Origin of the sequence: Hymenobacter monticola (assembly GCF_022811645.1) — a bacterium.
GTDB classification, from domain to species: Bacteria; Bacteroidota; Bacteroidia; order Cytophagales; family Hymenobacteraceae; genus Hymenobacter; species Hymenobacter monticola.
In genome coordinates, this window is record NZ_CP094534.1 from 2,038,424 (window position 1) to 2,051,223 (window position 12,800).

The following is a 12,800-nucleotide window of genomic DNA, read 5'->3' on the forward strand; positions in this document are numbered from 1 at the left end:
ACGCTCTTTTACCAGAAAGCCCCGGCACCGCAGTGGTACCAGGGCTTTTTAGTGAGCTTGTCACATTATCGGGCTGGTCGCTGAGAACAGGACGGATTGCCACGGGCTGCGCCCTCGCAATGACAGTTATCTTACTGCACGGCCAGGCGCTGCACGGCGGCAGCACCGTCGGCACCCACGGCGCGCACCAGGTACACGCCAGGGGCGAGGCCGCTCAGGTTTAGCACATGGCGGCGCTGGGCGGTGGCGAGGGTCTGCACCGCGCGGCCGCTGAGGTCGAACACGGCGAGGCGGGTGGGCTGGGCCGTTTCGACGGTGGCCGTGGCGGTGGCCGGGTTGGGGTAGATGCTCAGGGCCAGGGCCGCGGCAGCTTCGGCGCGGGTGGCCGTGGTGGTGCGGTTGATGGTGCCGAAGCCGAGCAGGCCCCCGGCCTGCGTGCCCACCAGCAGCTCAGGGGCGCCGTCGCCGTTCAGGTCGGCGGCGGCTAGGCCGTAGTGCGCGTATGAGTCGAGCCCCAGCCGGGTGGGTTCGTAGGTGGCTTTGAGCGGGTTGTAAACCAAATCGGTGCGCTCCGTGAAAAGGGTGGGGCTCTGGGCGCGGTAGTTCGAGAACAAGCGCAGGTAGCCCGAGGCGTCGGCCGTTACGAGGTCGGGCAAGCCGTCGCCGTCGAAGTCGGCCACAGCAGGGGCCAGGTTGAGGGGACGGGCCCCGCTGGCGTCCCGAATTCGGCCAAAGTCATTGTTCACCAGCACAAAGGCGCTGTCGAGCGGCCCGCGGCCCCGGTTGCGGAAGTAGCGCAGGGCCATGCCGGGCTCGCGTATCTCGTTGGTGCCCATGAGCAGGTCGACGTAGCCGTCGTTGTCTACATCGGTGAAATAGGGCACGTCGCCCTGGCGGTAGGGCAGGATGCCGTCGGTGAGCGAGGGATTGGTGGGCGGCGTGGTGGTGGTATTCCCCTGCGCCTTGAAGTACTGGGCGGTGGCCGGGTCGTACACGGCGGGCTGGCCGGCCCGGGCCGTGTTCAGAATGTAGTATACCAGGTTGGTACTCTGGCCCCAGGCAGCATAGGCCAGGTCGAGGGCACCGTCGCGGTTCAGGTCCACCAGCATGGGCTTGAGGCCCTGCAGGTTTCGGGCCGACAGGCCCAGGTAGTCGCGGCTCACGAGCTGAAACACCGGCCGGGCGCGGGTGCCCACGTTGCGGTAGTAAGCCAGGGCGGCGCGGTACACGTTGTTCACGCGGTCGGCGTGGTTGCCGATGAGCAGGTCGGGCAGGCCGTCGCCGTCGATGTCGCCCAGGGTGGGCGCGGCGCCTTCGCTCACGTCAATCATGGTGTTTTGCAGAAAGCCGCCAGCCTGGTTGGTGTAGGCGGGCGCACCGGTGGCCGCCGAGTTGGTGAACAGCTGCACGTTGTTGCGCATGCTCACCTGGTCGGCCTGATTGGTCAGCATGTTGGGCGCCACCACCAGGTCCGGGGTGCCGTCGAAGTTGGCGTCGAGCAGGTAGCCGGCCGGAAACACCGGCACCCGCGCCGGCGTGGCCGCCGACGGAAAGCTGGCCGAGATGCCCGCCTGCGTAAGCAACGGCGCGGCCGCGGTGCCTTGGTTGAGCAAGCGGGCCAGTTCGGGGCAATTGTCGCGGCCGTCGAGCAGGTCCTGGTCGCCGTCGCCGTCCAGGTCTACCAGCAGCAGGCTGTGGCCGCCGGTGTGCGTGGTTTTGCTAGCCGTGAAGCAGGTGGCGGTGCCGATGCCGAACTCAGCACAGCTGCCGCAGGCCCGCAAGTCGCCCCACTGGGTGGCGGTGCGGGTGAAGGTGAGGGCGCTGCCGCAGGTGCCGGGGCTGGTGTTGATGTATTGCTCGATGACGACGGACGCCACAAAGTCGTAGCTCATGATGTCGAGCTTGCCGTCGCCGTTCACGTCCTGAATGGCCGGCAGGTTGTAACCCCCGATGTTGAGGTTGGCCGTGCCCGTGAAATTGCCCGAGAAGCGCAGCTGGCGGGTGGCGAGTTGGAAGCTGGGCCGTCCATTCACCAGCACGTTGCGCAGCACGGCAATGTTGCTGCCGTTGGTATAGGTAAAAATGTCGGGGCGGCCGTCGCAGTCGTAGTCGCGCAGCAGCACCCAGTTGCGCAGGCTATCGGGGAAAATGGATTCGTACTGCGGGGCGTACTGCCAGCGGCGGCCGGCGGCGGCGCCCGGCGCGGCCACGTTCAGAAAGGTGTAGACACGGCTGCTTTCGTGGTCGAAGGCGAACAGGTCCTGCTGGCCGTCGTTGTCGAGGTCGATGTGGCTGAACTGGGGGGTGTTCAGGCCGCCGGCCCAGGCATTGGCCAGGGTGTCGGCGCCTTCCACCACCTTGGCCACCGCCCGGTATTCAAAACCGAAGCGCGACTGGGCCTGAGCCGCGAAAGAAAGTGCCAGCAGCGCCAGCAGAAAAGTGTAAGAACGAAGCATAAGCAGCAGGTGAAATGGATTGAAAAGAAAGACCGCCCCGTGCGGTACAAAAATCGCGCCCACCTTTGCAGCAAGTTACACCCGGTCATCCGTTTCCGTTCATGCCCACGCCGCTTTATTCCCAGTATCTGGCCGCACACGGCCTCGTCAGCACCGACTCGCGCCAGGCCCAGCCCGGCACCCTGTTCTTCGCCCTCAACGGCCCCAGCTTCCGCGGCGCGGCGTTTGCCCCGCAGGCGCTGGACAAGGGTGCCAGCCACGCCGTGGTCGACGACCCGGACCTAGCCGCCGCCGACCCCGCCCGCTATACCTTCGCCCCCGACCCGCTGCTGGCCCTGCAGGAACTGGCCCGCGAACACCGCGAGCAGTTTCGGATTCCGGTGCTGGCCGTGACGGGCTCCAACGGCAAAACCACCACCAAGGAGCTGCTCACGGCCGTGCTGGCGCAGCAGTTCCGCGTGCTGGCCACCATTGGCAACCTCAACAACCACATCGGCGTGCCGCTCACGCTGTTGCGCCTGCGGGCCGGCGAGCACGACTTTGCTGTAATTGAGATGGGCGCCAATCATCAGGGCGAAATCGCGGCGTACTGCCAATGGGCCCAGCCCACCCACGGCCTCATCACCAACATCGGCCTGGCCCACCTCGAAGGCTTTGGCGGCCCCGAGGGCGTGGCCAAGGGCAAGGGCGAGCTGTTCGACTACCTGGTCCGCACCGGCGGCACGGCCTTCGTGAACACGCTGGACGCGCGCCTGCCCGGCCTGGCCGCCGCCGTGCCCACCCGCCTGAGCTACCCCGGCCCGGCCGACAGCTACCCCGCCACCCTGCTCGCCGCCGACCCCGCCGTGGCCCTGCGCCTGGCCGATGGCACCGACGTGGCGGCCCAGCTCACCGGCAACTACAATTTTCCTAATCTGGCCGCCGCGGCCGCCGTGGGCCTGCACTTTGGCATAGCCCCAGCCAAAGTAGCCACCGCCCTGGCCCAGTACAACCCCCAAAACAACCGCTCGCAACTGATGCGCACCGGCCGCAACAACGACCTCGTGCTCGACGCCTACAACGCCAACCCCAGCAGCATGGCCGCCGCCCTGCGCAGCTTCGCGGGCCGCCCCGGCGCCCTGGCCGACAAGGTGGTGATACTGGGCGATATGTTCGAGTTGGGCGAGGCCAGCGCCTCGGAGCACAGCGCGCTAGGCAAGCTGCTGGCAGAGCTAAGCTTTGGCACGTCTATCGTCATTGGCCCGGAAATGGCCCAGGCCTGGAACCGGAGTAACGTGGCTACCACGTTGCACTTCCAAACCAAAGAAGCTGCCACCGACTGGCTCAAAACCCAACCGCTAACCAACCGCCAAATCCTGCTCAAAGGCAGCCGTGGCATGGGCTTGGAGACACTATTGCCACTTCTATAACGGCAGACGGGACAAGCACGAATAAGAACGTGATGCTTCGCTGGCGCTCTGCATCACGTTCCGGTTATTCTTTATACCACTAAAACGGGCTGTCCAGTTCTGCCAGGGTGGGCAGCACGGCGTCTTTGGGCGAGATGATGGGCTCGTGCACGCCCCATTCGATGCCCAGGGCCGGGTCGTTCCAGAGCAGGCCGCCTTCGGAGCTGGGGGCGTAGTAGTCGGAGCACTTGTAGAGAAACAGCGTGTCTTCTTCCAGCGCCACGAAGCCGTGGGCGAAGCCGGCGGGCACAAACAGGATGTTGCCTTGGGCGGCGCTTAGCTCCACGGTGGCGTGCTGGCCGTAGGTGGGCGAGGCGCGGCGGATGTCGACCACCACGTCGAGGGCGCTGCCTTGGGCCACGCGCACTAGCTTGGCCTGCGCGTGGGGCGGGCGCTGGAAATGCAGGCCGCGTACCACGCCCGGCTGCGACTTGGATTGGTTGTCTTGCACCCACGGCAGGTCGGCGGGCAGGCCCAGCTCCTGCATCAGGCGGGCGCTGTAGGTTTCGTAGAACACCCCGCGCGGGTCGCCAAACAGACGGGGCTGGAATTCGATGAGGCCCGGCAGGGCGTGGGATTTTGCTTGCATCGGTGCAAAGGTAGGCGGTTGGTTTGGCCGGAGCCGGGCCCGGCAGGCGTTATTTTTTCACGGCGGCCACGGCCGCGAGGTACTTGTTGAGCACAATTTGCTCGTCAAACTTGGTTTCGGCCAGGTAGCGGCTGTTCTGGCCCATGCCGCGCAGGTCGGCGTCGCTCAGGCGCAGCACCTGCAGCATTTTGGCGGCCAGGTCTTCGCCGCTGCGCACCTGGCAGAGGTAGCCGTTGCGGCCATCCACCACGGTTTCGCGGCAGCCGGGCACGTCGGTGGTCACCACGGGCTTGCCGCAGGCAGCTGCTTCGAGCAGGGTTTTCGGGGTGCCTTCGCGGTAGCTGGGCAGCACCACGCAGTCGGCCTGGTGCAGGTGGGCGGCCACGTCGTCGGAGCGGCCCAGGTATTCGATGTCGCCGCTTTTCAGCCACTCCTCAAACGTGGCGCGGGGCACGCCCACGCCGCCGGCCTCGTCGAGCCCACCCAGCAGCTGAGTGCGGGTGCCCGGCACGGCTTCCCGAATGATTTTGGCAGCTTCAAAATACTCCACCACGCCCTTCTCATAGAGTACCCGCGCCACCATCAAGAACACGAACGGCTGGTTGCGCCGAAACTCGGCAGCGGGCCGGAACTTGTTGGTGTCGATGCCGGAGCCGGGCAGCAGGTCGGTGATTGCCGGGCGCACCAGGCCATTGTCGAGGAACAGCTGCCTGTCGTCGCCGTTCTGGAAGAAGATTTTGGCCGGGAAGCGGAAGGCGAAGCGGTACAGACCCAGCGCCACCTTGCTCACGAAGTTCTTGATGATGAACACCGTGCCCAGCCCGCTCACGTTGTTGATGCTGGGGATGCCGGCCAGCTTGGCAGCGATGCTGCCGTAGATGTTGGGCTTGATGGTGTAGTGCAGCACCACGTCGGGTTTTTCCCGCTTGTAAATCTGGTAGAAGCGGCGCGTGAGGGCGGCGTCTTTCACCGGGTTGGTGCCCTTGTTTTCCATCAGGATGGACACGTAGCGGCAGCCCAGTTCGGTTTCGAGGCGCTTGGAATAGTCGTCGGGCGGGGCAATGGCCAGTACTTCGTGGCCGGCCGCCTGCAGAGCGCGCACGAGGCTGGCCCGAAAATTCCAAATATTCCAGCTGGTGTTGATGACAAGGGCGACGCGCAAGGTGGTGGGGTAGTGGGTTGGTGAATTGGTGGAGTAGGGCCGGTGTTTTGGGCCTTCTCAACGCAAAGGTCGGGGCTATGTTCCTGTTTCAGGTGCGGCGTCGGAACAATCCACCAATCCACTACCCCGCCAATCCACCATTCCTCCGGTACTTTGTGGCCCGATTTTGTGTTAGGCCCGTTATGATGTTTCGTTTCCCTCTGCTTCTTTCGTGGCTGCCGCTGCTGGCCCAGGCCGGCCCGCCCACGCTGCCCGGCCAAGCTATTTACCAAAAAAACTGCGCCCGCTGCCACGGGGCCAACGGCAAGCTGGGCCTCAACGGCGCCCACGACCTCACCAAAAGCAACCTCAACGCCTTCGGCCGTACCTACATGGTTACGAAAGGCATGGGCAAGATGCCTTCCTTCGAAAAGGTGCTCACGCCCGCCCAGGTGCAGCAGGTGGTGGCCTATTCGCTGACGCTGAAGTAACCGCGGCTCTCGTGCCTCTTCAGGCTCCCCCTCTGCCTTTGGAGAGGGGGCCGGGGGGTGAGGCGCCCGCCAGAACGAAACCCGCGAGATGTCCCGGCTCCATTCAGCATGACGTTCTTTTTGGCTGAATTTGCGTTTACACTCTCAGCCATCCACCCAACACCAAGCACCAACTATGGCAACTTCCCAATCCGGCGGCCGCAAGCACACCAACAGCACCCGCCACATCGGTGCCACCGATAACGTGAAAGGCCGCGCCGGCCGCATCCTGGCCAAATCCGCCGACAACGGCACCTACGAAACCGCCAAAGAGCAGGAAACCGCCGTGCTCGTGAGCGTGCCCCCGCGCCGGCAGTCGGAAGCCCAAACCACCGAATACCTCGACGAGCTGGCGTTTCTGATTGAAACCGCCGGCGCCACCGCCACCAAGCGCTTTGTGCAGCGCCTCGAAAAGCCCGACATCCGCACCTACGTGGGCGAGGGCAAGCTGGCCGAAATCAAGGCCTACGTGCAGCACGAGGGCAGCAGCATGGTCGTGTTCGACGACGACCTGTCGCCCTCGCAGCTGCGCAACCTCGAAGCCGAGCTGCTGGTCAAAATCGTGGACCGCTCGCTGCTCATTCTCGATATTTTTGCCCTGCGGGCCAAGTCAGCCACCTCGCGTACGCAGGTGGAGCTGGCCCAGTACCAATACCTGCTGCCCCGCCTGACGGGCCTCTGGACGCACTTGGACAAGCAGCGCGGCGGCGTGGGCATGAAAGGCCCGGGCGAAACCGAGATTGAAACCGACCGCCGCATCGTGCGCGACCGCATTGCCTTCCTCAAGGAGAAGCTCGAAGACCTCGACAAGCAAAGCCACACCCAGCGCAAAAGCCGCGGGGGCCTGGTGCGCGTGGCCCTGGTGGGCTACACCAACGTGGGCAAGAGCACGCTAATGAACGTGCTGGGCAAGGCCGAAGTATTTGCCGAAAACAAGCTGTTTGCCACCGTGGACGCCACCACCCGCAAGGTGGTGCTCGACAACCAGCCCTTTTTGCTGTCTGACACCGTTGGGTTCATCCGCAAGCTGCCCACCAAGCTCATTGAGAGCTTTAAGAGCACGCTCGATGAGATTCGGGAGGCCGACCTGCTGTTGCACGTGGTCGACATCTCGCACCCCGGCTTCGAGGAGCAGATTCAGGTGGTGAACGACACGCTGGCCGACATCGGCGCGGCCGACAAGCCGGCGCTGCTGGTATTCAACAAAATAGACCAGTACAAGCCCGACGACGCCCAGCACGACCCCTTCGGCGAATTGCAGGAGGCCGAGGCCGAAGAAACCGCCGCCCCGCGCCCACCGCTGGCGCAGCTGCAAGCCACCTACATGGCCAAGCTGCACGACCCGGTGGTGTTCGTCTCGGCCCAGGAGCGCACCAACCTGGAAGAGCTGCGCGAGCTGGTGGCCAAGCGCGTGGCCGCCCTGCACCAGCAGCGCTACCCTTACCAGAGCGCCGGCTACGGGCAGGAGTAAGCGCGGCTCTGCCTTTGATAAATCTTTTTGAGAAAGGCCCGTTTGTCAGCAAGCGGGCCTTTTTGTTTTCTGGTTCGTTTTCTGGCTGCGCGGGCCAGGCCTCATTTTTTCTTCGTCTGATAACCTTGACCGTTGGCCGAAGCGGAGGTTTTCGCGTAAGGGAGCGAACCGGGCCGGACATGCCCGGTTTGCCTTATGTCTTCTTCTTTTATGCTTCGGATTGGGCTGCTCTCGGCCGCGTTGGTGAGCGGCGCGGGTGCGGCGCGGGCGCAGGTACAGGAGCGGGTGTACCCGCCGGCCGCGCCCGTGGGGGCCGACAGCACCGCCGACCGCCAGACGTTTGCCAACCCCTCGGTATTGGGCATGGGCCCGAGCAAGGGCCTGATAGTGCGCTACGAGCGGATGCCCCGGTTCGGGGTGTCGTCGTCGGCGCAGGTGCAGGGGCTCAGCGACTTCAATACGGAAGCCACCAAAAACGCGCGGCTGTCCATCAAAGGCTACATTCCGGCCTGGAACCGGCCCCACCTCAAGGTCATCGTGGGCCTGAGCTACGAGCGGGAGGAGTTTCAGTTTGAAAAGCTACCGACCACCTACGAGCTCTACGACAACATCGAAAACAAGGGCCTGAAAAGCACGGCCGTGCAGGTGGCCGTCATTCGGCCGGTCGATGACGTGCACTGGTACCTGGCCCGCGTGAAGGGCGAGCTAAGCGGCGACTACACCTCCGACCAGCTCACCAAATCGGACTATTCGCGCTTCTCGGCCGAGGCCATTTATGGTTGGAAGCGCAGCCCGAACTTCTCGTGGGGCGTGGGCTTTCAGTACGGCTACACCTTCGGGCGCCTGAGCATCTACCCGGCCGTGATATACAACCGCACCTTCAACAGCCGCTGGGGCATTGAGGCGCTGGCGCCGGCCCGCATCACGCTGCGCTACAACGCCAACGAAAGCTCCATTTTCTACGCCGGCTACACCGTGGACGGCTACAACTACATCGTGAAGCTGAACCGGGCCCCGCTCGTTCGTAAAAACGCCGACGGCAGCCCCGACCTGAGTAAATCCGTCCTCAACTCCCTGGAGCTACGCGAAACGGAAGTGAAATTCCGCCTGCGCTGGGAGCGTGAGCTGCTCAGCTTCCTGTGGATGGGCGCCGAGGCCGGCTACCGCTACAACTACGCCTTCGACGCCTTTGACCGCATCAACGGCGACCGCGAAAAAATCATCGACTCGCAGCTCAACGGCGCCCCTTACGCCAGCCTGGAGTTGTTCATCACCCCGCCGCGCAAGCTGCTGGAAAAGTCTGGCGTGCGCCGATAGCACGAGTACCCCGAAGCTCCTGCTTCGGCCCGTGAGAACGATACGGGCCTGCGCCGCCTGGCCCGAGTACCCGAAGCTCCTGCTTCGGCCCGCTAGAGCGTCGTTGTTCTGGCGGGCCGAAGCAGGAGCTTCGGGGTACTCGTTCTATTTTAGCACGGTGGACCTCACGTATTATCAGCGCTACCTGCCGCACCAGCTGGGTGTGGGGCAGTCGTACTTCATCACGTTCCGGCTGGCGGGCTCGCTGCCGCTGGAAGTGCTGGCGCGTTTGCGCGAAGAGCACATTTTACTGGAACGCGAGGCGGCGGCTCACCGGGCCGCCGGCCATCCCGATAAGCCTTACGACCGCCAAAAGAGGTGGTTTGGCCATTTCGACGCCTCGCTCGATGCTGCCACTGCCGGCCCGGCCTATTTAAACCAGCCGGCCATTGGGCTTACCGTGGCGCAGACATTGCAGTTTTACCACGAGCGGGGCGCCTATGTGTTGTTGGCGTATTGCATCATGCCAAACCATGTGCATCTGGTTGTACGCTTGCCCGAAGAAGCGCCGCTACTCGCCCGCACGCTGCAACGCATCAAAAGCTTTACGGCGCGGCATATCAACGAAGCGCATTGCAGCAATGGACGGGTGTGGCAGCCGGAGAGCTATGACCACCGCATCCGCAGTAGTCGGGAACTCCAGAACGTGCTGGCTTACGTGGTGAATAACCCGGTGAAGGCCGGTTTGGTGGCCGAGTGGCAGCAGTGGCCCTACACGTTCCTGCACGAGTCGTAACAACGTGTACCCCGAAGCTCCTGCTTCGGCCCGTCAGAATGTTCTAACGGGCCGAAGCAGGAGCTTCGGGGTACTCGCGCTGGCGGCGCAGGCCCGTATCGTTCTCACGGGCCGAAGCAGGAGCTTCGGGGCACTCGCGCTGGCGTCATCGTTCTAGCGGGCCGAAGCGGAGCTTCGGGGTACGCGGGCTAGGCGTCGCTTCAGACCCTTCAGCCATGCATAAGTTGCTTCCTGCGCCCGCAACGGTTTTTCGCCCTCTGCCGCCGCAATGAACTTGTTGTCAAAGTCCCGCGCCTTCACGTTGTCGTGGCGCTGGAAATCGAGCAGCTGGCGCACCTCGGCGCGTAATCCTTCATCCAGGATGGGGAAGGCCACCTCCACGCGGCGGTCGAGGTTGCGGGTCATCCAGTCGGCCGAGGACACGTACACTTTTTCCTCGCCGCCGTGGCCGAACACGTACACGCGGCTGTGCTCCAGGTAGCGGTCCACGAGGCCGCGCTGCTGGATGTTGGCGCTGCACTCGGGCAGGCCCGGCACCAGGCGGCCGATGCCGCGCACCAGCAGCTCGATGCGCACGCCGGCCTTGCTGGCTTCGTAAAGCTTGCCAATCATGGCCGCGTCTTCCACGGCATTCACCTTGAGGATGATGTAGGCGTCCTTGCCCTTTTTGGCTTGTTTGATTTCGTAGTCAATCAACTCGTTCAGCCCCGTGCGCAGGCCGAAGGGCGCCACCAGCAGGTAGTGTAGCTCGGGCACTACGCTTTGGTTGTGCAAATACTCAAACACGGCGGCCGACTCGCGCGTGAGGCGCTCATCGGCCGTGAACAGGCCGTGGTCGGTGTAGAGGCCGGCGGTGCTTTCGTTGAAGTTGCCGGTGCTGAAGTAGGCGTAGCGGCGCGTGGTTTCGTCGGCTTCGCGGCGCGCAATGAGCAGCAATTTGCTGTGGCACTTGAGCTCGGGCGGGGTGAAGACGACGTTGGCGCCGGCGCGTTTCAGCTTGTCGGCCCAAAACAGGTTCGATTCCTCGTCAAACCGCGCTTTTAGCTCCACCACGGCCGTCACCTGCTTGCCGCGCTTGGCGGCTTTGAGGAGGGCCTTCACCACGGCGCTTTTGCTGGCCACGCGGTAGAGCGTGATGCTGATGGCCGACACGGCGGGGTCGTCGGCGGCTTCGCGCAGCAGGCGTGTCACGTAGTCGAAGCTTTGGTAGGGGGGGTGCAGCAGGTGGTCGCGCTGCCCGATGGCGGCGAGCAGGCTGCCGGTGCGCGGCAGGGTGGGGTGGGGCAGGGCCGGCCACTCGGGGTAGTGAAAGGCCGGCTCGTCGAAATCAGGAAAGCCGAAGAAGTCGCGGAAGTTGTGGTAGCGGCTGCCCTCCACCAGCTCCTCGTCGGTGATGCCGGTTTTCTGCTTGATGGCGCGCAGGGCCTCGGCGGGCATCTCGGGGTCGTAGAGCAGGCGGGCCGGGAAGCCGGTGGTGCGCTTGGCCAGGCTGCTGCGAATTTTCTCCATCAGGTCGCCCGATACTTCTTCTTCGATGTCCAGCTCGGCATCGCGCGAAAGCTTGATGGCATTCACCGTCACCTGCTCATAGGCCGGAAACAGCTCGGCCGCCCCCACGCGAATCACGTCGTCCAGAAACAGCACGTACTTTTCCTCGCCTTCGTCGGGCAGGCGCACGAAGCGGCCGCCGTGGCGCTTGGTGGGCAGCTCCATGGTGAGCACCCGCTCGGCTTCCAGCTTGGCCTTGCGGTCGTGCGGCTGGCGCAGGAAGAAGGTGAGGTACACGGCCTGGTCCTTCAAAAACAGGTGGTGCAGGGTGTCGTCGAGCACCACGGGCGAGAGCAGGTCGCGCACCTTCTCGCGGAAGTAGCGCAACGTCCACTCGCGTTGCTTATCGGTCAGCTCGGCCTCGCTCAGCAGGTGGATGTGCTGGGCGTTGAGCGCCGGCAGTAGTTGCTCCCGAAACGTAGCGCCAAATTCTTCCTGCTGGCGGCCCACTTCGGCCAGCACCTCCTTCAGCACGCGGCGCGGGCTTTCGCCCAGCTTGGCGCGGGTTTTCTTCTTGAGCTTGGCCAGGCGCCGCAGCGTGGCCACGCGCACCTTGAAAAACTCGTCGAGGTTGCTGCTGAAGATGGCCAGGAACTTGAGGCGCTCCAGCAGCGGCACGTTGTCGCTCTGGGCTTCCTGCAGCACGCGGGCGTTGAAACGCAGCCAGCTCAGGTCGCGGGAAAGGGCTTTCATAGGGAATCGTTGTCATTGCGAGTGGAGCGCAGCGGAACGCGGCAATCCGTCCTCTTAAAACCAGACACTTTCTTTTGCGACCAACTCATCTTATTGGCCACCCGCCTTTACGGCTGCGTTTATAAAAAGGCTGGTCGCGGAAGAGGGTGTCTGGCATTGACAGGACGGATTGCCGCGTTCCGCTGCGCTTCACTCGCAATGACAGGCGTTATTCTCTATTCCACGTTCTTCGGGTAGTCGTAGAAATAAAACTCGGCGTTTTGCTTGCTGGCTTCTTCCCACTTGTCGGTGGCGAAGTGCAGGCACACCACGGCCGCCGTGGGCAGCTCGTTGAACGAGGTGGGCGACAGCGCATTGGCCGTTTCGGTGATGGTAGGGTTGTGGCCCACCAGCAGCACCGACTCGGCCGTGTCGGGCAGCTCGTGGATGATGGCCAGCAGGCCGTCCACGTCGGCGCCGTAGATGCCGGGCTCCACCGCAATTTTATCGTGCGGGTACTGCATCTCGCGGGCCACCAGCACTGCTGTGCTCATGGCGCGCACGGCGGGCGAGCTCACCACCAAATCGGGGCAGATGCGGCGCTTGGCCAGGGCCTTGCCCATGGCGGGCGCATCGTCGCGCCCCCGGTCGTTGAGCGGGCGCTCCTGGTCGCTGAGCTCGTCGAAGCTCCAGCTGGATTTGGCGTGGCGAAGGAGATAGAGGGTTTTCATGGGGCGAAGCTAACGGCGTTTGGCTTACCGCCACCATTAGGAAAAGGTTATCCGCCGAGCCGTATGGCCCAAGTACCCCGAAGCTCCTGCTTCGGCCCACCAGAACGGCAACACCAGCGCCG

General features: G+C 64.1%; 10 protein-coding genes. 5 read left to right on the forward strand and 5 right to left on the reverse strand.

What is annotated here, in order from left to right:
* Positions 1-131 precede the first annotated feature (131 nt).
* Positions 132-2,456 carry a T9SS type A sorting domain-containing protein gene (locus tag MTP16_RS08490; protein ID WP_243518180.1) on the reverse strand — a complete coding sequence of 775 codons (2,325 nt, stop codon included), beginning with the start codon at positions 2,454-2,456 and terminating at the stop codon, positions 132-134.
* A 101-nt stretch (positions 2,457-2,557) separates the two neighbouring features.
* On the opposite strand from MTP16_RS08490, the gene MTP16_RS08495 reads away from it, so the two are divergent.
* Positions 2,558-3,865, forward strand: a complete 1,308-nt coding sequence (locus MTP16_RS08495; protein ID WP_243518183.1) for a UDP-N-acetylmuramoyl-tripeptide--D-alanyl-D-alanine ligase — start codon at positions 2,558-2,560, stop codon at positions 3,863-3,865.
* A 79-nt stretch (positions 3,866-3,944) separates the two neighbouring features.
* Here MTP16_RS08495 and rfbC read toward each other — a convergent pair whose 3' ends face one another.
* Both rfbC and MTP16_RS08505 read right to left on the reverse strand, forming a co-directional pair.
* Positions 3,945-4,493, reverse strand: coding sequence for a dTDP-4-dehydrorhamnose 3,5-epimerase (gene rfbC, locus MTP16_RS08500; RefSeq protein WP_243518185.1), 549 nt, complete (start codon positions 4,491-4,493; stop codon positions 3,945-3,947).
* 49 nt (positions 4,494-4,542) lie between these two features.
* On the reverse strand, positions 4,543-5,655 hold the full coding sequence (locus MTP16_RS08505) for a glycosyltransferase family 4 protein (RefSeq protein ID WP_243518188.1): 1,113 nt from the start codon (positions 5,653-5,655) through the stop codon (positions 4,543-4,545).
* Positions 5,656-5,837: 182 nt separating this feature from the next.
* Here MTP16_RS08505 and MTP16_RS08510 point away from each other — a divergent pair, with 182 nt between their 5' ends.
* The 4 genes from MTP16_RS08510 (at position 5,838) to MTP16_RS08525 (ending at position 9,727) form a co-directional block, all read left to right on the forward strand.
* Positions 5,838-6,125 carry a c-type cytochrome gene (locus MTP16_RS08510; protein ID WP_243518191.1) on the forward strand — a complete coding sequence of 96 codons (288 nt, stop codon included), beginning with the start codon at positions 5,838-5,840 and terminating at the stop codon, positions 6,123-6,125.
* A 175-nt stretch (positions 6,126-6,300) separates the two neighbouring features.
* Positions 6,301-7,635 (forward strand): GTPase HflX, encoded by a 1,335-nt coding sequence (gene hflX, locus MTP16_RS08515; protein ID WP_243518194.1) that lies wholly within the window; start codon positions 6,301-6,303, stop codon positions 7,633-7,635.
* Positions 7,636-7,830: 195 nt separating this feature from the next.
* On the forward strand, positions 7,831-8,952 hold the full coding sequence (locus MTP16_RS08520; RefSeq protein ID WP_243518197.1) for a DUF6268 family outer membrane beta-barrel protein: 1,122 nt from the start codon (positions 7,831-7,833) through the stop codon (positions 8,950-8,952).
* Between the two features lie 31 nt (positions 8,953-8,983).
* A complete protein-coding gene (locus MTP16_RS08525; RefSeq protein ID WP_243518199.1) occupies positions 8,984-9,727 on the forward strand; it encodes an REP-associated tyrosine transposase in 744 nt (247 codons plus the stop codon).
* 153 nt (positions 9,728-9,880) lie between these two features.
* On the opposite strand, the gene ppk1 is transcribed toward MTP16_RS08525, so the two are convergent.
* Both ppk1 and MTP16_RS08535 read right to left on the reverse strand, forming a co-directional pair.
* Complete coding sequence (ppk1, locus tag MTP16_RS08530; RefSeq protein ID WP_243518201.1) at positions 9,881-11,968, reverse strand: polyphosphate kinase 1; 2,088 nt, start codon at positions 11,966-11,968, stop codon at positions 9,881-9,883.
* 215 nt (positions 11,969-12,183) lie between these two features.
* A complete protein-coding gene (locus tag MTP16_RS08535; RefSeq protein WP_243518203.1) occupies positions 12,184-12,678 on the reverse strand; it encodes a SixA phosphatase family protein in 495 nt (164 codons plus the stop codon).
* Positions 12,679-12,800: the final 122 nt, after the last annotated feature.

Bases quoted from the DNA above. Each gene is read 5' to 3' on its own strand.
- MTP16_RS08490 (WP_243518180.1), bottom strand. From the start codon at position 2,456: ATGCTTCGTTCTTACACTTTTCTGCTGGCGCTGCTGGCACTTTCTTTC.
- MTP16_RS08495 (WP_243518183.1), top strand. From the start codon at position 2,558: ATGCCCACGCCGCTTTATTCCCAGTATCTGGCCGCACACGGCCTCGTC.
- rfbC (WP_243518185.1), bottom strand. From the start codon at position 4,493: ATGCAAGCAAAATCCCACGCCCTGCCGGGCCTCATCGAATTCCAGCCC.
- MTP16_RS08510 (WP_243518191.1), top strand. From the start codon at position 5,838: ATGATGTTTCGTTTCCCTCTGCTTCTTTCGTGGCTGCCGCTGCTGGCC.
- hflX (WP_243518194.1), top strand. From the start codon at position 6,301: ATGGCAACTTCCCAATCCGGCGGCCGCAAGCACACCAACAGCACCCGC.
- MTP16_RS08520 (WP_243518197.1), top strand. From the start codon at position 7,831: ATGTCTTCTTCTTTTATGCTTCGGATTGGGCTGCTCTCGGCCGCGTTG.
- ppk1 (WP_243518201.1), bottom strand. From the start codon at position 11,968: ATGAAAGCCCTTTCCCGCGACCTGAGCTGGCTGCGTTTCAACGCCCGC.
- MTP16_RS08535 (WP_243518203.1), bottom strand. From the start codon at position 12,678: ATGAAAACCCTCTATCTCCTTCGCCACGCCAAATCCAGCTGGAGCTTC.